The organism is Amycolatopsis samaneae, assembly GCF_039541975.1.
GTDB classification, from domain to species: Bacteria; Actinomycetota; Actinomycetes; order Mycobacteriales; family Pseudonocardiaceae; genus Amycolatopsis; species Amycolatopsis samaneae.
The window spans coordinates 385,059-411,085 of the sequence record NZ_BAABHG010000001.1; the positions used below are offsets into that span (position 1 = coordinate 385,059).

A 26,027-nucleotide genomic window follows, 5' to 3' on the forward strand; every position below is an offset into this window, starting at 1 on the left:
GACACCGCGGTTTTCAGAGTTTTGGCGCGGCACGGCCGCCGAAGTGGACGTACGGGGTTCCGTCGGCGAGGCGGTAGAAGAGCACGGGTGTCCACTGGCGCTCGCCGGGCAGCCGGGTCAGGTAGCGGTCCGCCGACTCGGGGACCAGGTCCAGCACCTTCGGCCCGGCGGCGGCCAGTTCGGCCATCGCGCCGCTCCGGACCACGCGCATCCGCACCGCACCGTCCTCTTCGGACACTTCGAGCCGGACGCCCGCCCGGTCGTACACCCCGGTCACGCGCGCGGCGTCCGCCGCGACGGACCGTTCGGGCTTCGCGGGCGGCGCGGGTGGCTCGACGTCCACGAGGTCGCGGAAGATCTCGCGGAACAGGGCGTCGTAGAGATCGCGGGCCGGGCCGCCGTTGGTCAGCAGGCACACCGCGAGTCCCCGTTCCGGCAGCATCCGCAGATGCGCGATCTGCCCGATCGTCCCGCCGTCGTGGCCGACGACCGCGTGGCCCTGCCAGTGGTGCCGGAACCAGCCGAGCCCCCAGGAATCGGCCAGCCCCATGCCTTCGGGCAGGGTGACCTGGTTCCGCCGCATGTCCGCGGTGAGCGCCTCGGACAGCACCCGGGTGCCGTCGGCCGCCACTCCCCCGCAAAGGTGCAGCCGGGCGAAGCCGAGGACCTCGCGCGCGGTCGCGGTGACCCCGCCCGCGGGGCCGGAGGACCGCGGGATCTCCCAGCGTGGCGCGGGAACGGGCACCCCGTCCCCGCCGTCGACGTGCCCGAGCGCGGTGTTGTACCGCAGCGCCTCCTCGGGCAGCGTCACGGTGGCGGTCAGCCCGAGCGGACGGAACAGCAGCTCGCGCATGGCCTCGTCCCACACCAGCCCGGTCACCCGCTCGATCATCCGGCCGATCAGGACGAAGCCGGAGTTGCAGTAGGACCAGGTCGCGTCGATGGGGTGGTTCTGGGCGACGTCGGCGAGCCCGGCGACGTACCGCTCGACGCAGTCGTCGCCCCGGCCGGTGTCGGTGAACACGTCACCGTCGATCCCGCTGGTGTGGGTCAGCAGATGCCGCAGCGTGACCCGCTTCGTCACCTCCGGATCGGCCAGTGCCAGCTCCGGCAGCACCTCGGCGACCGGGGCGTCCAGGCTCAGCTTGCCCTCGTCCACCAGCCGCATCGCGACCGTCGCGGTGTACACCTTCGAAATCGAGCCGATCTGGAACAGCGAGTCCGGGGTGGCGGGCAGCCCGGTGCGCCGGTTCACCACCCCGTACGCCGCTTCGGCGGTCTCGTCGCCGAAGCGGATCGCCAGCGACGCCCCGACCACGCCGTGCTCCTCGGCGAGCAGGTCCAGCCGCCGCTGCCAGTGCGCCCGGTCCAGCGGCACGGCGGCCGAGGGCGCGCCGTCCGGCGCGGCGGCGCGGGTGTGCCGGATGACCCAGTCGACGATCCGGCGGTTGTAGTCGGCGCGGTGCGAGGGTTTCCCGGTGAGGATGAACAGATGGGACGCCTCCGGGTAGAGCACCATTTCGGCCGGGACGCCGCGGGCGCGCAGCGCGCCGAACCACTGTTCGGCCTGGCCGACCGGGCACCGTTCGTCGGCCGCGCCGTGCAGCACGAGCGTCGGGCTGGTGACGTTGCCGACCTCCGTGATCGGCGACAGCGCGGCGAACCGCGCGGGATCGTCCCAGAACGTCACCCCGAGTTCGGCGCGGAACATCATCGGCCCGGCGTCACACGTGCCGGACATGCTCACCAGGTCGGCCACGACTCCCCCGGCCACCACCGCGGCGAACCGGCCGGTCCTGGTCGGCAGGCGGCAGGCCAGGTAGCCGCCGTAGCTGTAGCCGCACAGCGCCAGGCGCGCCGGGTCCGCGAGGCCCTCGGCGACCAGCCGGTCCACCGGTTCGAGGAAGTCGCGTTCGTCGGCCTCGCCCCACGCGCCGACCGCGCCGCGCAGGAACGCCTCGCCGTAGCCGTCGCTGGCCCGCGGGTTGAGCAGCAGCACCGCCCAGCCGCGCGCGGCCAGCACCTGGTGGTACAGATGTGCCGAGTCGCGGACCGGGCTCCACGCGTTGTGCGGTCCGCCGTGCATGTCCACCAGCAGCGGGAGCGGACCGGTCGCCGCGGGGTCGCGCAGCAGCCAGCCGTGCACCTCGCCCCCGTCGGACACGGTGAAGGTGCGTTCGACCGGGGTGAAGTGCGCGACGTCGCCGAGCGCGTCGGCGGTGTGCGTGGTAAGCGGGGTCAGCGCGCCGGACGGGTCCAGCAGATAGACCTCCCCCATGGTGTCCACTGTGGACAGCAGGACCGCGGCCGTGCCGGTCCCGGCCGCCACGGAAAGCCCCGACACGACGCGGTCCCCGTCGATCAGTTTCTCCGGCCCGTCCGCGCCGAGCCGGTACAGCCGTGTGCACCCACGATCCCTGGCACAGAACAGAATGTCGTCATCCCGGCGTTGCGGGAGCGCGCCGGGGTAGCCGCCAGCGCCCGGCATGACGTTGCGGTCGAGGTCCTCGGTCAGGTACGCGAACTCCCCGGTGGCCGGATCGGCCCGCGCCAGCCGCGCGTTGCGGACCTCGGTGTCGGGCGTACCGACGAGCAGGATGTCCTCGCCCACCCAGTTCACCGCGCTCACCGTGCCCCCGGACGGCCCGACGCGCCGGGGTTCGGTGTCGTCGCCGGAAAGACGCAGCACGAACGCCGAGGATTCGCCGCTGAGATCCGCGCCGGGCGCGAGCGCGTGGGTGTAGGCCAGTCGCTCGCCGTCCGGCGACCACGCCGGGACGCCCGCGTGGAAGTCGCCCCTCGTCACCTGCCGTACCGACCGGTCGGCGAGGTCGAGGACGAAGACGTGCCGGCGGATCCCGCGCAGCCGCCCGGCACCGTCGAACTTGTGGAACAGGCGGTCCTGCGCGAGCGGCGCGCCGGCGCGGGCACCCCGGTCACGCTCGGTCTCCGCGGCCGTCGCGTCCAGGTCGGCCGGGGCGGAGAACGCGATCCGCGTGCCGTCGGGACTCCACACCGGGGTACCGGCGCCCAGCGGCAGCTCGGTCAGCCGTTCGGGCTCACCGCCGTCCAGCCGGAGCCACCACAGCTGCGGCGGGCCGTCCTGCGCGCGCAGGAACGCGACACCGGTGCCGTCCGGGGAAAAGCGCGGGTCGGTGTCGGCGCGTCCGGTGGTCAGCGCGCGCGGGGCGGCGCCCGAGGTGGTGACCAGCCAGAGCCGGTCGACGTTCTCGTCGGCGTCGGTGTCGGCCGTGCGCAGGACGTAGACGACCCGGGTCCCGTCCGGGGAGATCGTGGGATCCGACGGCACCGCGAACCGGGCGAGGTCGGACAGGGCGGGTCGGCGCGGGTCGGCCATGGGTTCTCCCTACCTGAGGCGGGTTCCGGCGCGAGGCGGCCACGCCTCGCCCGGCGAGTCACCATCCCGAGGGTAGGAACGCGGCACCTCCGCCCGCCTCGTCGATTCGGCCGAAACCGCGCCGCCTACTTGGTGGGCGGCACCCAACGCGCCGCCACACCGTACACAGTGGACGGTGCGGCGGTCACCCGCCGGTACCGGCCGGGACGTCGCCGAGCGGGCGCCCCGGCCGGTCGCGGACGAAGAAGCTGGCGACGAGGCCGATGACGGTCATCACCGCGAGGTAGCCGCCGACGGCGTACACGGTGCCGGTGCCCGACTGCAGTGCTTCGGCGATCGTCGGCGCGAACGCGCCGCCGAGGACCGCGCCGATCGCGTAGGAAATGGCGGCGCCGCTGTAGCGCACCCGCGTCGGGTACATCTCCGCGTACAGTGCCGCCTGCGGGCCGTAGGTGAAGCCGAGGCCGACGGCGAACAGCACCAGCGCCAGGACGAGCAGTGCGACGTTCCCGGTGTCGATCAGCGCGAAGAACGGGAACATCCACAGCAGCTGCGCGACGAAACCGAGCTGGTACACGCGGATCCGGCCGATCCGGTCGGCGAGCCATCCGCCGAGCAGCGTGCTGGCCAGCCACGCCACCGCCGAGACCATCACCGCGAGGAGCACGGTGGACCGGTCCAGGTGCAGCGACCGGACCGCGTACGACTGGACGTACCCGCCGGTGGTCATGTAGCCGACGGCGTTGTTGGCCGCGAACAGCAGCGCGCCGAGCAGCACCAGCCGCCAGTGGTGCCGGAACAACGGGACGAGTGGCAGGCTCGACGCGGCCTTGGCCTCACGCACTTCCTCGAACACCGGGCTTTCCGCGACCCGGGTCCGGATGAGCATGCCGACGGCGATCAGCACGACGCTGAGCAGGAACGGGACCCGCCAGCCCCAGTCGAGGAACTGGGCGGGCGTGGTGAGCGCGGCGACCAGCGCGAGGACGCCGTTGGCGAGCAGCAGCCCGATCGGGACGCCGATCTGCGGGAACGCGCCGTAGAGACCGCGCCTGCCGGGCGGGGCGTGCTCGACCGCGAGCAGCGCGGCCCCGCCCCATTCGCCGCCCGCCGAAAGCCCCTGCACGATCCGCAGCAGGACGAGCAGGATCGGCGCGGCCACGCCGATGGCCGCGGTGTTCGGCACCACGCCCATCAGGACCGTGGACGCCCCCATCAGCAGCAGGGTGAGGATCAGCATGGCCCGCCTGCCGATCCGGTCGCCGAGGTGTCCGGCGACCACGGCGCCGATCGGACGGAAGAAGAAACTGATGCCGATCGTGGCGAACGAGAGCAGCAGCGCGTCCTTGCCCAGCGCCGCGAAGTACTGGGTGGCGAAGACCTGCCCCGCACAGATCGCGTAGATGAAGAAGTCGTACCACTCGATGGTGGTGCCGATCATCGCGGCGAGCACGACGCGCCGATGGTCGCTCCCGACGGCTCCGCCCGATCGCGCCATGACAGCTCCCTTGCTCCCGGCCACTCAGACGCCAGATCGTATATAGTCCGCCGACTCCCGGCAAGACACGGCCACCATCTCCGGCGATTATCGTGTCAGACATATACGATCGGCCCGTGTCGACGGAGCCCACGAGCAAGTCCCAGCGTGCCTACCGGGCCATCAAGGCCCGGATCACCGAGGGTGTCTACGGGCCGGGGCACCGGCTCGTGCTGGGCACCCTCGCCGGCGAACTGGACGTGAGCGCGGTGCCGGTCCGCGAGGCGATCCGCCTGCTCGAAGCCGAAGGGCTCGTGCGGTACGTGCACAACGTGGGCGCCACGGTCGCGGCGATCGACCCGGTCTCCTACCGGCACACCATGCAGGTGCTCGCGATCGTGGAGGGCGCGGCGACCGCGCTCGCCGCCCCGCACGTCACCGCGGCCGACCTGGCGAAGGCCGCCGGCCTCAACGCCCGGATGCGGGACTGCCTCAGCGAGTTCGACCCGACGGAGTTCACCCGGCTCAACCACGAGTTCCACGAGGTGCTCTACGCGCGCTGCCCGAACCCGGAGCTGCTCGGCTCCGTGCGGCAGGCCTGGTCGCGGCTGGCCGCGATCCGGGAGTCGACGTTCTCGTTCGTCCCCGAACGGGTCGCCGCCTCGGTCGCCGAGCACGACCAGCTGCTCGACCTGCTCCGGTCGGGCTCCGGTCCGGAATGGATCGAACACGCCGCGCGCGGGCACCGCATCGCGACCCTCGACGCGTTCCTGCGCTGGGAAAGCGGGCAGCACACCGAGCCGGAGTGAAGGACGTGGCACCTCCACGCCGTCGCCGCGAGCCGAGCGGTCCCGCTCAGCAGGTCACGGAGACCTTGGCGTTCGGCGAAAACGACACGTGGACGTGGTCGTAGTGGTTGGCGGTGGTGCCGCCGCGGTCCTCCATCATCGACCAGCCGCCGCCGTCGTTGTAGCGCTGGCGCCAGATCACGTAGGTGACGCCGAACTCCTTCTGGTTCGCCAGTACGTATTCCGCGAGCCGGTTGCCGGTGGCGGTGTCCACCATGAAGTCCAGCGCCAGCCCGAGGGGATGCTCACCGCCGCCGCTACGCCCGTTCGCGCCGCCGACGGTCTTGACGCCGAACTTCGCCTTGACGTGGTTGCCCACCTGCGCGACATGGGGTTTGGTGCCGGCGAGCGTACTGGCGCACGCCTCGGGTTCGGGGGTCGCGGTGGTCTTGGGCGCGGTCGTGCTGGGCGGCGGGGGCGTCGTGCTGGCCGGCGTCGGGGTCGCGCTCGTGGTCGTCGGCGGGGCCGGGGACGAGGACGGCGGCGTGCTCGAAGCGGAGGTGGTCGGGCGCGGCGGTGCCTGCAGGGCGAGCGCGGCGTCGGCGGGCTGGACCGCCGGGGAGTCGCCGGTGGTCAGCCACACCGTCGCGGGCAGTGCCGCGGCGACGGCGGCCGCCAGACCGGCGGGCAGTCTCCAGGAAGGGCTCTTCCGCTTGCGATGTCGTCCGGGCATTTTCGCTCACTCACCAGTTCGGGGCCGAAGCTGGCGCAACATTACGAAACGGACACGGCGATGTCACGCCAGAGTGTCGTCAGCCACATCGACGGCGTGTGACCACGTCGGCACAGGTCGACCCGGCGCGCGGTTTCGGTCGCCATTCCCCCGGCGGTATCCGGATTCCGGCGCGAACGACCTGGTCGATGACAGTTTCGTCTGCCCAGTACCACCGCGTGGCCGGGAGATCACCACCGGTCAGGAACCGAGATGCACTACGGTGACGCGTTCACCGTCCGTGACGGCGAACCTCGTCCCCGCCGGGTGCCCGGTGATCCGTCCGGTGGGATCGACCGCCACCCGGCGGCGACGTCGCAGAGTTCACCGTCCGACCATGCCAGTGTCCTGGCCCCGGGCACCGCGATCACGTCCCGCCGTACTTCTCGCACGAGACCAGCGTCGCGGTCCCCGGCACCCGTGTCAGCCGGATTTCCCGCCGGGCGCGTGGCTCAGCAGCGGGCGAGCATACCGGTGAGCGCGCTCTTCTCCTCGGTGGTGATGGTGAGCCGCCACTTGTGCTTCACGTGCGTCCACATCTTCGCGTAGGTGCACCAGTACGAAACCAGCGGCGGCTTCCACTCGTCCGGGGTCTTGTCGCCCTTCTCGCGGTTCACGTAGTTGGTCACCGCGACCAGTTGCGGACCGTCCAGGTCGTTGGCGAACGCGCGCCGCTTCGCCGTCGTCCAGGACGAGGCCCCGGTCCGCCACGCGTCGGCGAGCGGGACGAGGTGGTCGATGTCGATGTCGGACGGGGAGTCCCAGGTCTCGCCGTCGTAGGGGCTGTGCCAGCTGCCCGAGACCGGGCGGCAGTCCTCGTCGACCTTCACGTCGGCGCCGTCGCGCTTCAGGACGACCTCGCGGGTGTTGCAGCCGTCCCCCTGGTCGATCCAGTGCGGGAACTTCTTGCGGGAGTACCCGTCCATCGAGCCGTCCGCCGCGACCCGCAGCGCGGTGAGTTCGGCCTTCGCCGTCGGCGCGTCGGGGACGCCCGGCGGGGTGGCACCCGCGGAGCCGGCGAGCCCGACGACACCGACAAGTGCGACGAGTAACGTGAGAATGAACAACCGGAGTATTCTGCCGATATTCACGGTATTCTCCTGACAGTTCCGTAATCCAGGACGAAAATGTCGTGCCCGGTCATTCTCGCCGGATCCCGCCACCGGTGTCGACCCGCCACCCCGGGGAAACCGGAGCCACCGGCGCGGCGGGCGCGCGGACGGTATTTCTGCACGCTCGGCGCGACGCGGAGGCCCGGCACCGCGCCGAAGTGTCCCGAACGCCCCGTTCACGGCGTTCACCGCCGCCGTCGGTACATTCAGGACACCACGGCGAAGAAGTACGCGACCACGCGAGCGGAACAACACACCAATCGGCACGGAATGCCAGACCCGAGAATTCCTGATCATTTCCCGCGCTCGCCACAGCCATCGGTGATCGCGGACCGGAAATCCGCCTCGCCCACCGGATTTTCGCCCGATCACCCGGCACGCGCGCGAGTACGATCACCACGGATCACCTGCACAGGCAGGAAGTCCGTGAGAAACATCGCACTACTCCGGATGTCCGATCCGGGTGCTCCGGCGGACGCCCGGTACGGCGGAATTTCCGGTGAACGCTGTAACAAAACCGCGAAACCCGAAGCGGAACAGCGTGTCGCGCGACCGGAATGAACGCGTCGATAAAGGTTGACCTTTTGACCACTCGCCCACCACTCGAACGGCGGTGATGTCACTTCAACGCACCGGGGTATAAACATCCCGTTCACCTCTCGCGCGTACTCGGCATCGGAAAGGGATGATTTCGTGCGTTCGGTCAGGAAAGTGGCCGCGCAGGCGGCCATACCGTCCACGGGATCGGCTCTTCCGCCCGCCGCCGCAGGCAACCGGCGAGCACCCCGGTAGCGACCCCGGCCGCCTGCTCGCGCACCGCGCGAACGTGATCGAGGTCGAAGAGTGCTCGTATCTCCGGGTGCAGCCGGATCCGCGAGGTCAGGACTTTCGCCTCTGCCTGCCGTCCTCGGTTCACGTTGTAGATCTCACGACCTGACACCAAGGGGACCACATGGACCACGTCACGACCCTGGTAGTGGACGACCAGCCGCTCATCAGATACGCGCTCCGCCTTCTGCTGGAGAACTCCGCCGAAGTCCGCGCGGTCACCGAGGCCGGCAGCGAAACCGAAGCGCTCCGCCAGTGCGAGCGGACCAACCCGCGGATGGTCATCACCGAACTGTCGATCTCGGGCGAGCCCACCGGCGCGGGAATCTGCCAGTTCGCCAAGGAACGGCTCGACAACGCGGCCGTGCTGGTGTTCTCCGGCGACTCCTCGCCCGCCGCCGTCGCCGCCGCGCTCAACGCCGGCGCCGACAGCTTCGTGCACAAATCGGCCGACCGGAACCTGCTGATGGAGGCGGTCCGCTCGACGCTGGCCGGCCAGCGCGCCTGGGTGCTGGGCACCGAACCCGCCGGCGCGGCCGGCGAGGCCGCACAGCACACCGGGACCACACTGACCGGCCGCGAGGAGGAGGTACTGGCACTGGTGCTGTGCCGGTGGTCCAACGACGAGATCGCCGGCGAGCTGCACCTGGCCCGGCAGACGGTGAAGAACTACGTCAGCCGGATATTGCAGAAACTGGGCTACGGGAGCCGGAAAGAACTGTTCAGATCGTTCGACTTCACCGCCTGCCCACCGCCCGGCGGCGAATCGGCGGACACCGTCGCCGCCGCACGGAACAACTGATTCGAGGCCTCGTACCGCGAGTACTCGATCATGGCAAGATCAGGTACCCGGCGCATCCTGTGCGCCGGGTACCTCATTTCTATCCTGGATTTCGTGATCCTTTCAACGCCGATCAGGGAAAGACACGGAACACCCGGACCGCACACCACTGGCGACGCCGCCGGGAAGGCGGACCGCGCCGCCGCCGAGATCCGCAGCCTGCTCGCCGAACGCCGGATGGCCAAGGGCTGGTCGCAGTGCGACCTCGCCCACGAGCTGTTCGCCCTGTCCGGCAACAGCAGCGTCACCCGCGAGGACATCTCCCGCTGGGAGCGGGGAAAACGGATCCCTGGGCCGTACTGGCGGCACTGGCTCAGCGACGTGCTGGACATGCCATGCCACACCCTCGACGTCGCGGCGTGCGTGGCGCGGGAACACCGGCGCGCGCGGGACGACTGACGCCGGCAAAGGCGCGACGAAACTGGCCCCTTATGACGCCGGACCGATTCACCGACAATAGACAGGGCCGGAAGATCCGGCCAAGAAAATCCCCCGATGAAACATCAGGCCCTCATTTTTCGGAAAGGACTCTTCGCAATGCGTCGACTGTTGAGTGGTTCCGCCGCTCTCGCGATTCTGGCAACGAGCTTCATCACCGGCGCCGCGAGTGCCGCCGAAGGTACCGGCACCGAAGCCCAGCCCACGGCGTCCTCGACCGTGGTGATCAACGAGATCTCGACCCGGGGCCAGAACGGCCTGGCCGACCAGTTCATCGAGCTCCGCAACGTGTCGACCCGCGTCGTGGACCTGACCGGCTACTCGCTGCGCATCTACGGGCCGTCGAACAACCTGGTCGACACGATCTCGCTGCCCGCGGGCCTGCAGCTGCAGCCCCGGGACAACCTGGGCCAGTACGCGGTACTGGTCGCGAAGAACTTCTCGGGCACGATCCAGGACCAGACCAACGTGGTGCCGTTCAACCTCACCGGCGACCAGGCCATCCCGTCGAACGGTGGCGTCGCACTGGTCAGCCCGACGACCATGAAGGTCGACGGCATCGCGTTCAGCACGGGCGTCACCTCCGCCCGTGAGGGCCAGCCCGCGGTGCCCGAGAGCCAGGCGACCGAGCAGAAGAACGTGGCGAACGCCCGCGACGTGCTCAGCACCGACACCGACAACAACCGCGTCGACTTCTCGCTGCACCAGCGCACCCCCGGCGCCGACAACTGAGTGATCCAGGGGAGAGAACGGGCCCGAGCCGCCACCCGGCGGCTCGGGCCTTCTCATGACGTTGCTCTTTTGTGACACACTTTCGTGGCGGTCTGTCGCCAACGGCGACAGACCGCCACGGAGAGTCATGTTCTTCGGTAAACCGGTGGCTCATCCTCGACAGCACCCATCCGCGACGTCCGCGATCAGCGGTCGTCCCGCGGCGGTAGCCGAGGAGAGTGATACCGATGTTCACCCGCTCCCGTTTCCCGTACCGACGGCGTTTCCGCGGTCCCACGACGCTCGCGGCCACGACGATGCTCGTCCTTTCCACCGGCACGGCGATCGCGCACGCCGCACCCGCCGCCGGACCACCCGGCGCGTCACCCGCCCCACCCGGGTCACACCGGGTAACCCTGCTCACCGGGGACGTGGTCGTCTACACCGAGGACGGCGCCGGCCACCGCACCGCGCGGATCGAGCCCGCCGCGCGGGACGGGCAGCCGCCGCCCACGTTCCAGATCACCACCACCGCCGAGGGACTCGAGGTCTACCCGTCCGACGCGCTCCCGTTCGTCACCGGCGGGCTGCTCGGCCGCGACCTGTTCAACGTCACCGCGCTCGTGCGAGACGGCCGCGACGACGCGTCGACACCGACGATCCCGGTCATCACCGGCTACGACGGCCCGGCTCCCCGCTCGGCCGCCACGCTGGAAAGCCGGGCACAGCCACTCCCCCAGACCGAACGGCTCATCCCGCTCACCACGCTCAACAGCGTCGGAATCCAAGTACGCAAACCAGGGGCCGCCGAGTTCTGGCGTTCCCTCGCCACCCACGACGCCAGGGGAAAACCCGTGCTGCGACAAGGGATTTCCCGGGTCTCGGCGGACAAACGCGTGCGCGTGGCCCAGGACCGGAACGGCGGTACCGCCCAGGTCGGCGCGCCCGAGGCCTGGCAGCGTGGATTCACCGGGGCCGGGACCACGATCGCCGTCGTGGACACCGGGATCGACGAGAACCACCCCGACCTGAAGGGCAAGACCGTGGCCTCCGCCGACTTCAGCGGGGAGGGTGACACCGTGGACCGGCACGGCCACGGCACGCACGTCGCCTCCATCGCCGCCGGGACCGGCGCGGCCTCCGGCGGCAGGTACAAGGGGGTCGCCCCGGACGCCAAGCTGATGGTCGCGAAGGTGTTCGGTGCCGGCGGGGAGGGCGACACCGCCCAGGTCATCGCCGGTGTCGACTGGGCGGTGGCGCAGGGCGCGAAGATCGTCAACCTCAGCCTCGGCGCCGGGGTCACCGACGGCAGCGACCCGCTGAGCCAGGAGATCGACAGGCTGTCGGCGCGGTCCGGGACGTTGTTCGTGGTCGCGGCGGGCAACGCGGGGTCGGGGAACCGGACGGTCACCAGCCCCGGCACCGCGGTCTCGGCGCTGACCGTGGGCGCGGTGGACGGCAGGAACGCGCTGGCGTGGTTCAGCAGCCGCGGCCCGCGCCTCGGTGACGCGCTGGTGAAGCCGGAGATCACCGCGCCGGGCGTGGACATCACCGCGGCCCGCGCGGCGGGCACCGGCATGGGCTCCCCGGTCGACGACTACTACACCACCGCGTCGGGCACCTCCATGGCCACGCCGTCGGTCACCGGCAGCGCCGCGATCCTGCTCCAGCAGCATCCGGAGCTGTCCGGGGACACGCTCAAGAACCTCGTGGTGACCACGGCGAAGGACGCCGGGCTGCGCTGGTTCGAGCAGGGCGCGGGCGTGGTCGACGTCGGCAGGGCGGTCACCCGCACCGTGATCGGCCCGGCGGTCACCAGCTTCGGCCGCACCGAGCGGGACCAGCGGGCGACGGCCCCGGTCACCCGGGAGCTGACCTACGCCAACACCGGGGACCGGCCGCTCACGCTGAACCTCGGTCTTTCCGTGCAACCGTGGGACGGCACCGCCGTCGGCGGGATCAAACTGGACACCACCTCGGTGTCGATCCCGCCGCGGAGCACGAAAACCGTCCACCTGACCGACTATCCCGACACCGGGCCGTCCGGGGTCTACGGCGGCACGGTGGTGGCCACGACCGCCGACGGGGCGACCGCGGTACGCACCCCGATCAGCACCTACAACGCGCCGCAGCTGTACACGCTGACCCTGCGGATGTTCGATTCGACCGGCAATCCCGCGCAACTGGCCTCGGCGCAGCTGATCGACGACTCCGCGGGCGCGGCCAACCGCAACGATCCCTTCCTCGACCAGATCAGCCGTCCCGCCGACCTGGTGAACGGCGTGGCCCGCTTCTCGGTGCCCGCGGGAACCTACTCGGCACTGGGCTGGACACTGGAACGCGGGCCGAAGGTACGCCAGTGGTCCGCGCTGAGCGCGTCCGAGCTACGGGTGCCCGCGACCTCGGAGATCGCGCTGAAGGCCGCCGACACCGTGCCCGTCCGGCTGGTCACGCCCACGCCGACCGATCAGCGCGACCGCACGGTGATGCTGCGCCGCGTGATCCCGGCGGGACCGGGCACCGGCGGCTACATCGGCGAGTCCGGGTTCGTCGCGGCCGGTGGGGACTGGGACATCCGGGTCTCCCCGGTGGCCGGCACCGCGCACGGATCGATCTCCTTGCAGGACACCGCGACGCTGGCGCAGGCCGCCGTCCGGCTGACGGCCGACGGCTTCCGGGCGGACGCCCTGCAACCGTCCTACGACGTGCCGACGCTGACCGCGAAGTGGCCGGGTGACCGGTCGCTGCCGGTCGTCTACGGCAGCGCGGGCACGGCCGAGGACCTCGCGAAACTCGACGTCAAGGGCAAGGCCGTGCTGGCAAGGATCCCGGTGCCGCCCGACGCCCCCGACGCGCTCGACGCGCTCACCGAGGGCGCCGCGAACGCGGCCAAGGCCGCCGCGGACGCGGGCGCGGCGGCGCTGCTGCCCTACGCCGGGCTGCCGGACGCGCTGCCGATCCCGGGCCTGGCCAGCACCTCGCTGCCCACCCTGTCCCCGGACTGGACGCAGGGAGAAGCGTTGCGCGCCAAGGGTTCCGTGGCCCTGCGCCTGCGCGTGCAAGCCGTCCCGGACGCGATGTACAACCTGAGTTACCTCGACCCCAACGGGGTATCGAAGGAGCACGTCCGGCGGGTGGACCCGGCGACGCTGGTCGCGACGAAGACGTCGTACCACGCCGACCAGCCCGGCCTGAGCGGGCAGAAGACGTGGTACCCCTTCCCCGGCGGGCTCTGGAAGACGCAACCGGTACAGGGCACGCGGATCCCGGTGCCGGGCACGTGGACCGAGTACACCGGGCCGGTCGACGACCAGATGGTGTGGAAGCGGGTGGTGACGCTGTCCGGCAACGACAGGACGGGCAAACGCGCGTCGCTGGCGATGAACCAGCAGGACACCTACCGGACCGGCGAGCGCACCCGGCCCGACGAGCACTGGTTCGGCGCGGCGCTGCGCACCACCGCCGTCGAGCTCCAGCCGGATCACCCCGCGCGGTATCCGGCCACCGCGGACGGCTGGCGGGTGGCGTGTTCGCTGTGCCGGGGCGGCGACGATCCCGACCTGTTCGTGCCGGCGATGCAGTGGGTGGACGGGTTCGGCGGGGCCGGGCACTACACGAGCCCCTACGAGAACGCCCGGTACTTCGCGACCACGACGACACGACTGTCCAGGGACGGCACCGAAATCCCCCGGTCCAACGGGGACGATCCACTCGCGCTGGTCCCGACCTACCGCCTGGCGCCGGAAAAGGCGACCTACCGGCTGGACGTGACCGACGTGCTCTCGCCGAGGCCGGAGATCGGCGCGCCGAGCACCACGTTGTTCCGGTACGGCACGCGGACGGACACCACGTGGACGTTCACCTCGGCACGTTCGGCGTCCCCGGCGCCGGTGGGATTCGCCTGCTACCCGGCGGGCACGGCGTGCTCGTTCCAGCCGCTGATCCTGCTGGACTACCGGCTGCCGCTCGATGTCACCAACCGCGCGCCCGCCGGCGTCCCGTTCACCTTCGACGTGGCGGCGGCCGGACACAGCGGTTCGCGCGGCGGTCCGGTGACCGGGTTGAAGATCTCGGCGTCGACCGACAGCGGGACGACCTGGACGGAAGCACCCGCGCGGCCACGCGGGAACGGGATCTGGTCGGTGACCGTCGAGCACCCCGCGGCGGCGGGCGCCGACGGCACCGTCTGGCTCCGCGCCGAAGCGCGTGACGCGTCCGGCGACACCGTCACGCAGACGGTTCAGCGGGCCTACGGGCTGGGCGCGCCACCGGCGGCCGTGTCCTCCCGCGCCCGCTGATCCACCGGCCGCGCGGGGTCCGGGAACCCCGGCAGGGGAACCCAGCCCCGCGCGGCCGCCTGCAGACCGGCCTGGAAGCGGGTGTCCGCGCCGAGCGTGGTCATCAGATCCCGCAGCCGCCGCTGGAACGTCCGGTAGCTCAGGCCGAGTTGCTTGGCGATGCTCCGGTCCGGCATGCCGGTGGTGAGCAGCGCGAGCAGCCGGGTGTCCTCGAACGCCGGTGTCCGGGCCCCCCGCTCCGCGCTGTCGGGCAGCCGCAACGGCATCGCGTGGTCCCACAGGTAGTCGAAGAGCGTGGCCAGCGCGTCGAGCAGGCTGCACGGATGGACGACGAGCGCGGTACCGACCTGCGGGGTGCCCGACCGCAGCGGGACGAGCCCGATCCGGCGGTCGACGACGACCAGCTTGAGCGGCGCGTGCGACACCACCCGCGCCTGCTCGCCCAGCGCGAGGCCCGCTTCGAGGTCCGCGACCAGGTCGTGCAATTCCAGCGCGCCTTTGTCGTAGACACCGCGAAAACGTATTCCACGATTCAGCAGATCCTGTTCCGCCGGGTGCAGGACCGACGGCGGCTGCGCGTACGGCGGTTTGTCGACGAATACCACCTCACCGCGCGCCGAACGCAAAAGCCGTTCGACCCGTTCGGCGATGACCTCGTTTCCCTGCACGACCTCGATCAGATCGACCGGGTTTTTCCCCGGCGCCGCCCGATGCCGTTCCTGGAGCCGGGTGGCCACCATCCGCGCGTGTTCGAGCTCCTGCTCCTTGCGGCGGAACATCGCGTCCAGCGCGACACCGGGATTCACCGCCGAATACGCCGCGGGCGTGCCGGAAAACCTTACCAGCAGGCCCTTTTCCGTCAGGCCGCGCAGCACCGGGGTCAGCCGTTGCGCGCTCAGCCCGGTTTCGCCCCGCAACTGGGCGAGAGTCATCGACTTCCGCCCGGCGAACGCGGCGTAGACCGCGACGTCCACTTCGCGCAGTCCGATGACATCCAGCACGGCGACCTCGTCTCGCGATATCGGGTTTCCCTCGCCGGGAAGATTACCGGCCCCCGAGGGCCGGACCAACGAAAGTTTCCGATCGTTCCCGTGGTTCGCGAATTGCCGCCGCGGCACCGGGACCACCGCCGCGCCAGGGTCCAAAGACCCGATCGCGGCGGGCTTGATGACCGGCGCGCGCGGCGGGCGCGCTCCGTACCGTCGAACGGACCAACGGGGTGATCCACGAGGGAGGTGGTCGGGGTGGCCACAGTGTTCTCCACGAAGTTCTCCACGAACGGTCCGGTCCCGCCGCGACGGGAGCGCGAGACGACGGGAGGGACGGGCTCGTGACGACCATGCTCCCCCGGCCCGCGTCCCGCGAAGCGGGCGTCGCCCGGCCCCACGAACCCGAGGAGCGGCTGGTCCGCGCCGCGGTCGGCGGCGACCGCGAGGCGATCGCCCTGCTGCTGGCGCGGCTGCGGCCCATCGTGCTGCGCTACTGCCTCGGCCAGCTCGGCGGCGGGCACGGCTACGCCGGTGCCGAGGACTGCGCGCAGGAGGTGCTGCTCGCGGTGTTCGCCGGGCTGCCGCGCTACCGGCACGACACCAGCAAGTTCCTGCCCTATGTCTTCGGCATCGCCGCGCACAAGGTCGCCGACGCGCGGCGGTCCAAGGCCCGCGACCCGTCCGCGCCCACCGCCGACCCCGACCCCGGGGCCAGGAGCGGCGCCGACGACCCGACGCTCGAGGACGTCGAGCGGGCCGACGGGCTGGGCCGGATCTCGGCACTGCTCGACGGGCTCGCCCCTCGCCCCCGCGAGGTACTGGTCCTGCGGATCGTGCTCGGCTTCAGCGCCGAGGAAACCGCCACGGCACTCGGGATCAGCAGCGCGGGCGCGGTGCGGGTCATGCAGCACCGCGCGCTCACCGAACTGCGGCAGGTCCTGCGCGGCGGCGGCAGGCCCCGCCGCCGTCGCGGGGCCTGACCCGCGCGCGGTCAGTGCGAGGACCGCCGCCTGCGGTTGGCGAGGTAGACCGCGGCGGCGGTGCGGCGCTCGAAGCCGAGCTTGTGCAGCAACGAGGAGACGTAGTTCTTCACCGTCTTCTCCGCGAGATACAGCTCGGCGGCGATCTGGCGGTTGGTGAGCCCGTCCGCGACCAGGTCCAGCACCCGCCGCTCCTGCGGGCTCAGCTGCTCGTACCGCGGATCCGCGGTGGCGGTCTCCCCGCGCAGCCTGCTCAGCACCGACGCGGTGAGCGTGGCGTCCAGCAGGGAACCGCCCGCCGCGACCGTACGGACCGCCGAAACGAGCGCACCACCGGAAACCTGCTTGAGCATGTACCCGGCCGCCCCGGCCATGATCGCGCCGAACAGCGCGTCGTCGTCCGAATAGGACGTCAGCATCAGGCAGGCGGGCGGCGGGTCCAGCGCGGCGCGGATCTCCCGGCAGACACCGATTCCCTCCCCGTCGGGCAGCCGGACGTCGAGAATCGCCACGTCCGGCCGGGACGCCGGGACGCGGACCAGCGCCTCGGCCGCCGAACCGGCCTCGCCGGTGACCCGGATGTCGTCCTCGGCCTCCAGCACCGTCCGCAACCCGGTGCGGACGAGCTCGTGGTCGTCGAGCAGGAACACCGCGATGCTCATGCGGTCACTCCCCCTTCCCTTCGTCCATTGTGGACGGACGGAGTACCGCGGTCCACACGACACCGGTGCCGCCCTCGTCGAGACGCCGGGCGGTGCACGCCCCGCCCCAGCGGGCAGCGCGCTCGGCGAGGTTGGCCAGCCCGCTGCGCCGGACGGGCCGCTCGGGAATCCCGGTGCCGTCGTCGGTCACGGTCAGCCGCAGCTCACGGCCGGACCGGTCCACCGCGACGTCCACCGCGACCGACGAGGCCCCGGCGTGTCTGGCCACATTGGACAGTGCCTCGCGCAGCACGGCCACCAGATCCGCGCGCACGGCGTCACCGACCGCGGCGTCCAGCGGCCCGTCGAACCCGATCCTCGGCTCGAAGCCGAGCGCGTTCCCCGCCTCGAGCGCGACCCGCAGCAGCTCGGACCGCAGGCTGCCCCTGATCTCCTCGGGTTCCTGCAACGAGAAGATGCTGTTGCGGATCTCCCGGATCGTCCGGTCGAGATCCTGCACGAACCCGGTCACCCGGTCGGCGACCTCGGGCTCGGTGACCAGCCTGCCCAGCCCCTCCAGCCCCAGCCCGGTGGCGAACAGCCGCTGGATCACCAGATCGTGCAGATCGCGCGCGATCCGGTCGCGCTCGGCGAACACCGCGAGCCGCTGCCGGTCCGCCTGGGCACGGGAGAACTCCACCGCGAGCGCGGCGTGCGCGGCGAAGGTCTCCGCGAGCTGGACGTCGAAATCGGTGAACGGCGCCTTGTCCCGGAACTTCGCGACCAGCAGCACGCCGAGGGTCTCGTCGCCGACGATGAGCGGCACGGCGATGGCGGAGTCGAGGTCGCGGATCATCGGGGGCAGCGAGGTCACCCTGTCCCGCTGCTGTTTCTCGACGTACTCGCCGTAGTCACGCACCACCACCGACCGGCCGGTGGTGAAGGCGACCCCGGTGGCGGTGCCCTCGGTGGGCACCCGCAGCCCGGCGAGCCGGTCGGCGTCCGCGCCCGGCGGCTCGACCACCTCGAACACCAGCTCCGCGGAGTCCGGGCCGAGCGGCCGCGCCACCGCGCCCGCCGAACCGCCCGAGACGATCCTGGCGCGCTCGGCGATCAGCCGCAGGGTCGCGGTGAGATCCTGCTCGGCCAGCAGCGCGCCGGTGACGTGGTAGGACGCCTCCAGCCAGCGCTCCCGCCGCCGGACCTGGTCGAACAGCGTCGCGTTCTCGATCGCGACGCCCGCCGCGGCGGCGAGCCCGGCGAGCACCTCTTCGTCGTCCGCGGTGAACTCGCCCTTCCCGGCGAACCCCAGGTAACCGAAGAGCGTGCCACGGACCCGGATCTCCGCTTCGAGGAACGACCGCGCGAGCGGGTGTTCCGGCGCGCCGGCGTGCAGTTCGCCCAGCCGCCGCGGCCGCCGCCCGTCCCGTTCCGGGAGCGGGCCGTCCCCGCTCGCGTAGTGCTCGACCAGTTCGTCCAGCGTGCCCTCCCGGCCCCGCACGCCGAGCACACCGTAGGGCGCGCCGACCAGTTCGCCGCCGATCCGGACGATCCGGTGCAGGAGATCGGGCAGGCTGAGGTCCTGCGCGATGGCGACCATCGCGTCGAGCAGTTTCGGCACGCCGGTTTCGTTCACGACTCCCACGGGTCCCGCTGGTGTCACCCGTCCCGGACGGCGCCCGGGGACTGTCTTCCCTGGACCAGTCGACTACCGACAGTGGTTCGTTACCGGGCGGGTCGCCGAGATCCGGCGCCCGGACACCGCCTCGAACGGAATCCGGACATAGCGGTCGTCCGGTGCCGGGGCCCACGCCGTCAGCGGCAGCGCCGCCAGCTCGGCGGTCACCGCGGGATCGCGGACCTCGTGCGCCCGGCCGAGCGCGGTGACGAACCAGCCCCCGGACGCGCCGACCTCGTCGACCGAGATCGCGACGACGGTGTCCAGCGACGCGGCGAACACCGCGCCGCCGGAGGGCACGACGAAGACCGCCGCGCCGTCCCGCACGGCGAACCGGACCGGCTGTACCGCGGGCAGCGCCCGGTGGGTGAACACCACCCGGCCGATCGGCGCGGTGGCCAGCAACGCGACGCACTGCTCGCGGCCGAGCACCTCGAAACCCGATGCATCCGTCATTCGTGGTCCTTCGCCAGGCGTGATGTCCGTTCACGATGCGCGCCGCGCGCGGCGCGCCGCTAGGGCCGATGGACCCGGTAGCCATCCGGGCGAACGCGGGAGTGCTCCGCGGGGGTTCTCGCTACGCTGAACGCCCACGCACGAGAACGGAGGAACTCCATGGCGGAGTGGCGTGATCTGGTCACCTTCATCAGGCAGTCGTACCGGGTCGTCCGGGACGAGCCTGACGAGATCCGGATCCGGCTCGTCTTCGGCAGTGACGACCCCGACACCGAGAACCGCGCCCAGATCGTGGTCATCGCGCACGAGATCTTCGACCGCAAGGAGGACTGGGTGCAGATCGCGACCCCGTTCGCCCGCGCGGACGAGGTCGACCTGCTCTCCGTGCTCACCGAGATCGGCGAAACCATCGTGGTCGGCGGCGCCGTCGTGATGGGCGAGCACCTCGTGCTGCGGCACTCGCTGCCGCTGATCAACCTGGACATCAACGAGTTCATCGACCCGCTGGAGCTGGTCGCCGGTTCCGCCGAGCTGCTGGAGCAGCAGTTCACCGGGCGGGACGACTACTGAGTTCCAGGCCGGCCGCCGAGGTCCGTGAATGCCACATTGAGGGACTCTGAGTCCCTCAATGTGGCATTCACGGACCACCGAATTTCCTGACCCCTTGCCCCGCAAGGGAACAACCGGCCAGGTAAGTCTACAAAGGACAGTACATGACGTGCAGCCCGACCCGGCCCAGCGCCGGGTGCTCGAACGCGCCGGGGACCGTGCCGACGATCTCGAAACCGAGCCGCCGGTAGATCGCGACAGCGGCGGTGTTGGACGCGGCCACCGCGTTGAACTGCATGCCCGCGAATCCGCGTTCCCTGGCCCAGCCGAGCGCGTCCGCGCACAGCGCGGTGCCCACCCCCCGCCCGCGCGCGCCGGCGGCCACCATGAAACTCGCCGTGGCCACATGCGATCCCGGCCCCGGCCGGTTGGCGCCCATCTTGGCGGTGCCGAGGACACGGCCGCCCTCGGCCGCGACGACCGTCCGCCCCGGAGGCGCCTCGACCCAGACCTTCCGCGCCTGTCCCTCGGTCATCGCCGGGTCGTAGGTGTAGGTCTCCCCCGCCCGCACGATCTCTTCGACGATCGGCCACACGCTCGGCCAGTCGGTTTCGGCGAACTCCCGGATGCGCATGCCCGGCACGGTACCGCCCCAAGATCGGAAACGGCACAATGGCGTGATGACGGACGGAATCCGGGCGATCTGCTTCGACGTGTACGGCACGGTCGTGGACTACCGGCCCGCGCTGATCGCGGCGCTGGAACGGTTCGGCGCCACCGCGGGCCTCGCGGCGGACTGGCCGGCGATCGCCGACGAGTGGCGGGCGTCCGAACGCGTCGCGATGGACACGGTCAACGAGATCGGGCACTGGCGGGACCTCGACGCGCTTCGCGCGGAAGGGCTGCGCACGGTGTTCGGGGATCACGACCTGCCCGAGCCCAGCGACGCCGAGACCGCGGTCCTCGTCGGCGCGTGGGCGCGCGGACGGCCGTGGCCGGACGTGCCGGCGGCGATGGCGCGGCTGCGGGAGCGCTTCCTGCTGGCGACGCTGTCCAACAGCACGATCACCACCCTGGCCGCGGTGTCGCGGCACACCGGGCTGGTCTGGGACGCGGTGTTCTCCAGCGCGCAGGCCGGTGCCTACAAACCCGCCGCCGCGCCCTACCAGCGGACACTCGGCTGGCTCGCGATGGACCCGGCGGAGGTGCTGCTCGTGGCCGCGCATCCCTACGACCTGCGGGCGGCCAGGGGTCACGGCATGCGGACGGCGTTCGTGCCGCGCCCGCTGGAGTACGGCCCCGGCCGCCTGGCGCCCACCGTCGAGGACGGGGAGGTCGATCTCGTGGCGGACGACTTCGCCGATCTCGCCACCAGGCTGGGCGCCTAACGCGCCGGGCGCGGCCACCACGGGACGAGCGCCGAGGTGGTCCGCCGGTATTCGGCGTACTCCGGGTACCGGCCGAGGCTGATGCTCTCGGTGAACCGTGTCGAGCCGACGAACAACAGTGTCAGCAGGACCGCCCCCGTCACCGTCCACTGTGCCACCGAACCGGCGGCGATCGCGCCGAAGGCGAAGACGGTCCACCACTGGGCCAGTTCGCAGAAGAAGTTCGGATGCCGGGAATAGCGGAACAGCCCGGACCGCCGGAAGCGAGGGCTCGGTTCCCGGCCGGCCGCGAGTTCGGCGTGCTTCCACCGGTGGAAGGTCCACTGTTGCTGGTCCGCGACCGTCTCCCCGGTCAGGAAGGCCAGGAACGCCACCGCGGCCACCACGTCCGCCGGCCCGAACGGCGTCCTGTGCTGGAGGGCGGTGTACGCGGGCAGGGTGATCAGCAGCAGCAACGCGTTCTGGTAGATCGTGATGTAGCACAGGTTGAACAGCTGGAACCACCCCGGGGACATCCGCCCGCGCAGGACCGCCCAGCGGTAGTCCTCACCCCCGCGCGCGTAGCCGCCCTTCCGCGCGAAGTTGAACGTCAGCCGCGCGCCCCACAACGCGACCAGCACCAGCATCGTGTCGAGCCGGGCGTCGGCGAAGCCGGCGGCGCCCGCGAAGATCGCCACGTACACCACCGGCACGAGCGACCAGACCCGGTCGATCCAGGAGTACTCCCGCGTCGTGATCGACAGCAGCCAGACGACGAGACAGACGCCGCCGAAGACGGACAGGCAGACCTGGATCGCGTTCATGTCTTCGCACTCTAATCCGGACGGAGCCGGCCGGGTGCCCGCGCGTTCCCCGGCCGGACCGGCACGTGGCCCGGCTGCGCGCCCGCGCGGACGGCAGCTACGGTGGTGCTTGCGCACAGCGACGGTGTGGGAGGGTTTCCGTGACGGAGGAGGACGGCCCATGCCCCGGCGGGGTGACCCGCAACGAGCTCCGGGACGTGTTCGGCGGCTCCGTCCAAGCGGGCTCGATCACCGGCGACGTCCACCTCCAGGTGAACGGCCACGGCGTACGGACGCCGATCCCGCGTGAGCTTCCGCCGGACGTGTCCGGGTTCACCGGGCGGGACGCGCAGCTGGACGAGCTCGACCGGCTGCTCGCGCGTGCCGAGGACTCCACCGCGGTGGTGATCTCGGCGGTGTCCGGCACCGCGGGAGTCGGCAAGACCGCGCTCGCGGTGCACTGGGCGCACCGGGCGCGGGAGCGCTTCCCGGACGGGCACCTCTACGTCGATCTGCGCGGGTACGACTCCGGCCGTCCGACTCCCCCGGCCGAGGCGCTGGAAGGATTCCTCCGCTCCCTGGGTGTCGGCGACCGCGACATGCCGCGCGGGCTGGACGGCAGGGCCACCCTGTTCCGCTCACTCGTCGCCGACCGGCGCCTGCTGGTCGTGCTCGACAACGCGCGCTCGTCCCAGCAGGTGACCCCGCTGCTGCCCGGGACGTCCTCCTGTTTCGTGGTGATCACCAGCAGGGACACGCTGCCCGGCCTGCTCATCACGCACAGCGCGGTCCGCGTCACCGTCGACCTGCTGCCCGAGCACGAGGCGATCGCGCTGCTGCGGGGCCAGCTCGCCCGGCGCGTCGACGCCGAACCGCGCGCGGCCGCCGAACTCGCCGACCGGTGCGCGCAGCTGCCGCTGGCCCTGCGGATCGCCGCCGAGCTGGCGATCTCCCGGCCCACCGCCACCCTCGCGGAGCTGTGCGCCGAGCTGGCCGACGAACGGCACCGGCTGGAGTTGTTCAGCGCCAGCGGGAATCCCCGCGCCGCGGTACCGGCGGTGTTCTCCTGGTCCTACCGGCATCTCGGCGCGGCCGAGGCCAGGGCGTTCCGGCTGCTGAGCCTGGCACCGGCCGCGCGGGGCCTCGACGAGTACGGTCTCGCCGCGCTCACCGGCGGCACCCTGCCCGAGGCTAGGAACGTGCTCGCGATGCTGCTGCGCTCCCATCTCGCCAGGGAGACGGCGGGCGGCCGGTTCCACATGCACGACCTGCTCCGCGCCTACGCGGCCGGGCTGTCCGCCGAAACCGACACCGCGGACGAACAACGGGAAGCGCTGGCACGGCTCCACCACTACTACGTGCACGTGACGTGCCGGGCGCTCGATCTCCTCGCCCCCCGGCACGGGACGAACCGGCCGCCGCTGCCCGCGCTGGCCACACCGGCCCCGGAACTGCGCGACCCCGAGCGCGCCATCTCGTGGCTGACCTCCGAGCGGCCGAACATCGTCACCACGACCGAGCGGACGGCGGGCGACGATCCGGGCTCCCGCCTCGTCTCCGCCGTCGCGGAACACAATCTCGGGCTGCTCGCCCGCCAGGTCGACGCGGTCCCGGAGGCGCTGCGTCATTTCGAACAGGCCAGTGGGCTGCTCGAGGACGCGGCGCCGAAGTACGCCACCCGGATCTGGCTCGACCAGGCCGAGGCGCTGCTGACCGCCGGACTGGCCAAGGAGGCGGCGATCCGGCTCGACGAGGTGATCGCCGCCCTGTGCGCGGCACCGGAACCCGGTGACCTCGCCGAGGCCGAGGTGCTCCGGGCCGTCGCGGCGCTGCTCGACGGGGACGCGGCGACCGCGCACGAGTTCGCGCACGCGGCCGAGCGGCGGTTCGCCGCGCACGACGACCCCCGGTGGGCCGCGATCACCGCGCTCATCCGGCTGCGGGCCGACGTGCGGCTCGCACTGGGCACCGGCGCGGTGACGGATCTGCTGGTGGACCGGGCGCGGCGGCTCGCCGCGCTGCTGGCGGAGTTACAGCTGACCGACGAGTCGGCGGCGGCGGGGCTGCTGGCCGTCCGGGTCCTGCTGCGCCGCGACCGGGTCGCCGAGGCCGAGGCCGAGCTGCGCCGGGCGCCGCGGCCGCCGCGGGCCACCTCGGCCGACCTGCGGACACTGCGCTGGCTGTGCCGGGCCGAACTCGCGCTGGCCCGTGGCGGCCGCGGCGCCGCGCTCACCACCGTCCATCGTGGACTGTCCGAACTGGACGGCGCGCGCGGCCACCCGGCGGGGCAGGGCCTCGCCGGCGGTGCCGCGATCCACGGCCGCGAACTCGTCCAGTTCGGGATCCGGCTGATGCTCGAGGACGAGTCCGCGGTCGACGCGCAGCGGCTGTTCTTCTGGCTGGAACGCGCGGGCGCCCGCACCTACCGCTACGAACCACCGGTCGACGATCCCGCGCTGGCGGACCGGATCACCGACTACCGGCACCTGAGCCGGACCCTGCAGCTGGCCCAACTGCGGGGCACCCCGTCCAGGAAGCTGGCCACCCGGCACGCCGTGCTGCAACGGGAGATCTCGCGCCTGACCCCGCAGCCCACCCCCGGCCCCGGCTCGGGCAAGCCGGTCACCTTCGCCGCGGTGGCCGAAGCGCTCGGCGACCGGGGACTGATCAGCTTCGTCGCGGCGGGAGACGCCCAGCTCGCGATGGTGATCGCCGGTGGCGAGGTCCACCTGCTCGGCGTCGGCGCCCGCGGCACGGCCACGGCGCTGGCCTGGGAGCTCTACGCGGACATCAACGCGCTGGCGCCGGATCAGCTGCCGCCCCCGCTGGCCAAGGCGGTGTCCCGGTCCGCCGAGCGCCGCGCGGGATGTCTCGACACGCAGTTGCTCGGCCCGCTCGCGAAGCTGGTCGGCGACCGGGAGCTGGTCGTCGTGCCCAGCGGGCCGCTCTACTCGGTCCCGTGGGGCGCGCTGCCCTCCCTGCGCGGCAGGCCCGTGGTGGTGACGCCGTCCGCGACCGCGTGGGTGACCGCGAAGGCGAACCGGCCCGAACTCCGCCTCCGGCCGAAGGTGCTGGTGCGCGGTCCCCGCGTGTCCGGCCGGACCAGTGAGATGAAGCCGCTGAAGAAGCGCTACCCCGGCGCGCTCTCCCTCGACGGGGCCGAGGCGACCGTGGCGACGGTGCTGGAAAGCCTCGACGGCGCGGGACTGGTGCACCTCGCGGTGCACGGCGAGGACGAACCGGAGAACGCGCTGTTCTCCCGGCTCGAACTGGCGGACGGACCGCTGTTCGCGCACGACGTCTGCCGCCTCGCCCACCCACCGGCGCACGTCGTGCTCGCGGCGAACGAACTGGCGCTGAGCCACACCCGGCCGGGCGACGAACCGCTCGGCTTCGCCGGCGCGCTGCTCTCGGCGGGGGTGGGCACGGTGATCGCGGCGGTGACCAGGGTCGGCGACCGGGCCGCCGCGACCGCGATGACCGAACTGCACCGCGGGCTGGCCGACGGGATGAGTCCCGCGTCGGCGCTGGCGAAGGTCACCGCGCGGGATCCCCTCCACCGTCCCTTCCTGTGCGTCGGCGCCGGCGCGTAGCCTCGCGTTCCGCGCCACGGCGCCCGGTCGGCGCGATCGACAGTCCACAAAGGACATAACGGCGCCTTCCCGTCGCCACACCACCGGATACCGGCGCGTTACCGATCCGGCCAAAAGCAGGCCGTCCGCCGCGCGGCACGTAACCGTTGCCACGAAGCCATTCGGCCGTGACTGTGGTCGGCTTGGTAGCGATCGGCACAGCACTCCCTCGTTCGGGGGAACTCCGCGAGGGCTCCGCGCGCCCGGCACGCGTCCGGACTTTGTGGCTTCGGCCGGGGGATTCCCGGCCCCCGCCCGCCCGGCGGCCCCTCGTGAGGGTGACAGCCCGCCCCTGCCCCACACCGTGTC

General features: G+C 71.9%; 20 protein-coding genes. 9 read left to right on the top strand and 11 right to left on the bottom strand.

Annotated features, from left to right (window positions below; translation table 11 throughout):
• Positions 1–13 precede the first annotated feature (13 nt).
• Positions 14–3,358, bottom strand: coding sequence for a serine hydrolase (locus tag ABD987_RS01740; RefSeq protein ID WP_345386063.1), 3,345 nt, complete (start codon positions 3,356–3,358; stop codon positions 14–16).
• A 184-nt stretch (positions 3,359–3,542) separates the two neighbouring features.
• Positions 3,543–4,856, bottom strand: coding sequence for an MFS transporter (locus ABD987_RS01745; protein WP_345386065.1), 1,314 nt, complete (start codon positions 4,854–4,856; stop codon positions 3,543–3,545).
• 116 nt (positions 4,857–4,972) lie between these two features.
• Here ABD987_RS01745 and ABD987_RS01750 point away from each other — a divergent pair, with 116 nt between their 5' ends.
• Positions 4,973–5,644, top strand: coding sequence for a GntR family transcriptional regulator (locus ABD987_RS01750; RefSeq protein WP_345386067.1), 672 nt, complete (start codon positions 4,973–4,975; stop codon positions 5,642–5,644).
• 46 nt (positions 5,645–5,690) lie between these two features.
• Here ABD987_RS01750 and ABD987_RS01755 read toward each other — a convergent pair whose 3' ends face one another.
• The 3 genes from ABD987_RS01755 to ABD987_RS01765 all read right to left on the bottom strand — a co-directional run bounded on the left by ABD987_RS01755 (position 5,691) and on the right by ABD987_RS01765 (position 8,447).
• On the bottom strand, positions 5,691–6,356 hold the full coding sequence (locus ABD987_RS01755) for a VldE C-terminal domain-containing protein (protein ID WP_345386069.1): 666 nt from the start codon (positions 6,354–6,356) through the stop codon (positions 5,691–5,693).
• Positions 6,357–6,847: 491 nt separating this feature from the next.
• A complete protein-coding gene (locus ABD987_RS01760; protein ID WP_378213988.1) occupies positions 6,848–7,471 on the bottom strand; it encodes an HNH endonuclease family protein in 624 nt (207 codons plus the stop codon).
• A gap of 739 nt (positions 7,472–8,210) precedes the next feature.
• Positions 8,211–8,447, bottom strand: coding sequence for a hypothetical protein (locus ABD987_RS01765; RefSeq protein ID WP_345386071.1), 237 nt, complete (start codon positions 8,445–8,447; stop codon positions 8,211–8,213).
• Between the two features lie 12 nt (positions 8,448–8,459).
• Between ABD987_RS01765 and ABD987_RS01770 the strand changes: the two genes are divergently transcribed.
• The 4 genes from ABD987_RS01770 to ABD987_RS01785 all read left to right on the top strand — a co-directional run bounded on the left by ABD987_RS01770 (position 8,460) and on the right by ABD987_RS01785 (position 14,623).
• Positions 8,460–9,137 (top strand): response regulator transcription factor, encoded by a 678-nt coding sequence (locus tag ABD987_RS01770; protein WP_345386073.1) that lies wholly within the window; start codon positions 8,460–8,462, stop codon positions 9,135–9,137.
• A gap of 93 nt (positions 9,138–9,230) precedes the next feature.
• A complete protein-coding gene (locus tag ABD987_RS01775; RefSeq protein ID WP_345386075.1) occupies positions 9,231–9,575 on the top strand; it encodes a helix-turn-helix domain-containing protein in 345 nt (114 codons plus the stop codon).
• 138 nt (positions 9,576–9,713) lie between these two features.
• Positions 9,714–10,346, top strand: a complete 633-nt coding sequence (locus tag ABD987_RS01780; RefSeq protein ID WP_345386077.1) for a lamin tail domain-containing protein — start codon at positions 9,714–9,716, stop codon at positions 10,344–10,346.
• 227 nt (positions 10,347–10,573) lie between these two features.
• Positions 10,574–14,623 (top strand): S8 family serine peptidase, encoded by a 4,050-nt coding sequence (locus ABD987_RS01785; RefSeq protein WP_345386079.1) that lies wholly within the window; start codon positions 10,574–10,576, stop codon positions 14,621–14,623.
• Here ABD987_RS01785 and ABD987_RS01790 read toward each other — a convergent pair.
• Complete coding sequence (locus ABD987_RS01790; protein ID WP_345386081.1) at positions 14,575–15,624, bottom strand: helix-turn-helix domain-containing protein; 1,050 nt, start codon at positions 15,622–15,624, stop codon at positions 14,575–14,577. The genes ABD987_RS01785 and ABD987_RS01790 overlap by 49 nt on opposite strands.
• Before the next feature lie 338 nt (positions 15,625–15,962).
• On the opposite strand from ABD987_RS01790, the gene ABD987_RS01795 reads away from it, so the two are divergent.
• The gene (locus tag ABD987_RS01795) at positions 15,963–16,592 is read left to right on the top strand and encodes a sigma-70 family RNA polymerase sigma factor (RefSeq protein ID WP_345386795.1); all 630 of its coding nucleotides are present in this window, start codon (positions 15,963–15,965) and stop codon (positions 16,590–16,592) included.
• 11 nt (positions 16,593–16,603) lie between these two features.
• Here ABD987_RS01795 and ABD987_RS01800 read toward each other — a convergent pair whose 3' ends face one another.
• From ABD987_RS01800 to ABD987_RS01810, 3 genes are all read right to left on the bottom strand, one after another.
• Positions 16,604–17,254, bottom strand: coding sequence for a response regulator (locus ABD987_RS01800; protein WP_345386083.1), 651 nt, complete (start codon positions 17,252–17,254; stop codon positions 16,604–16,606).
• A gap of 4 nt (positions 17,255–17,258) precedes the next feature.
• Entirely contained in the window at positions 17,259–18,833 is a 1,575-nt protein-coding gene (locus ABD987_RS01805) for a GAF domain-containing sensor histidine kinase (RefSeq protein WP_345386797.1), read from the bottom strand.
• 108 nt (positions 18,834–18,941) lie between these two features.
• Complete coding sequence (locus ABD987_RS01810; protein ID WP_345386085.1) at positions 18,942–19,367, bottom strand: pyridoxamine 5'-phosphate oxidase family protein; 426 nt, start codon at positions 19,365–19,367, stop codon at positions 18,942–18,944.
• A 159-nt stretch (positions 19,368–19,526) separates the two neighbouring features.
• Here ABD987_RS01810 and ABD987_RS01815 point away from each other — a divergent pair, with 159 nt between their 5' ends.
• On the top strand, positions 19,527–19,937 hold the full coding sequence (locus ABD987_RS01815; RefSeq protein WP_345386087.1) for a hypothetical protein: 411 nt from the start codon (positions 19,527–19,529) through the stop codon (positions 19,935–19,937).
• 127 nt (positions 19,938–20,064) lie between these two features.
• On the opposite strand, the gene ABD987_RS01820 is transcribed toward ABD987_RS01815, so the two are convergent.
• Entirely contained in the window at positions 20,065–20,550 is a 486-nt protein-coding gene (locus ABD987_RS01820; RefSeq protein WP_345386089.1) for a GNAT family N-acetyltransferase, read from the bottom strand.
• Between the two features lie 46 nt (positions 20,551–20,596).
• On the opposite strand from ABD987_RS01820, the gene ABD987_RS01825 reads away from it, so the two are divergent.
• A complete protein-coding gene (locus ABD987_RS01825) occupies positions 20,597–21,304 on the top strand; it encodes a haloacid dehalogenase type II (RefSeq protein WP_345386091.1) in 708 nt (235 codons plus the stop codon).
• Here ABD987_RS01825 and ABD987_RS01830 read toward each other — a convergent pair.
• Positions 21,301–22,107 carry a DUF1295 domain-containing protein gene (locus ABD987_RS01830; RefSeq protein WP_345386093.1) on the bottom strand — a complete coding sequence of 269 codons (807 nt, stop codon included), beginning with the start codon at positions 22,105–22,107 and terminating at the stop codon, positions 21,301–21,303. The two genes, ABD987_RS01825 and ABD987_RS01830, sit on opposite strands and share 4 nt — an antisense overlap.
• A 140-nt stretch (positions 22,108–22,247) precedes the next feature.
• Here ABD987_RS01830 and ABD987_RS01835 point away from each other — a divergent pair, with 140 nt between their 5' ends.
• Positions 22,248–25,679 carry a CHAT domain-containing protein gene (locus ABD987_RS01835; protein ID WP_345386095.1) on the top strand — a complete coding sequence of 1,144 codons (3,432 nt, stop codon included), beginning with the start codon at positions 22,248–22,250 and terminating at the stop codon, positions 25,677–25,679.
• Positions 25,680–26,027: the final 348 nt, after the last annotated feature.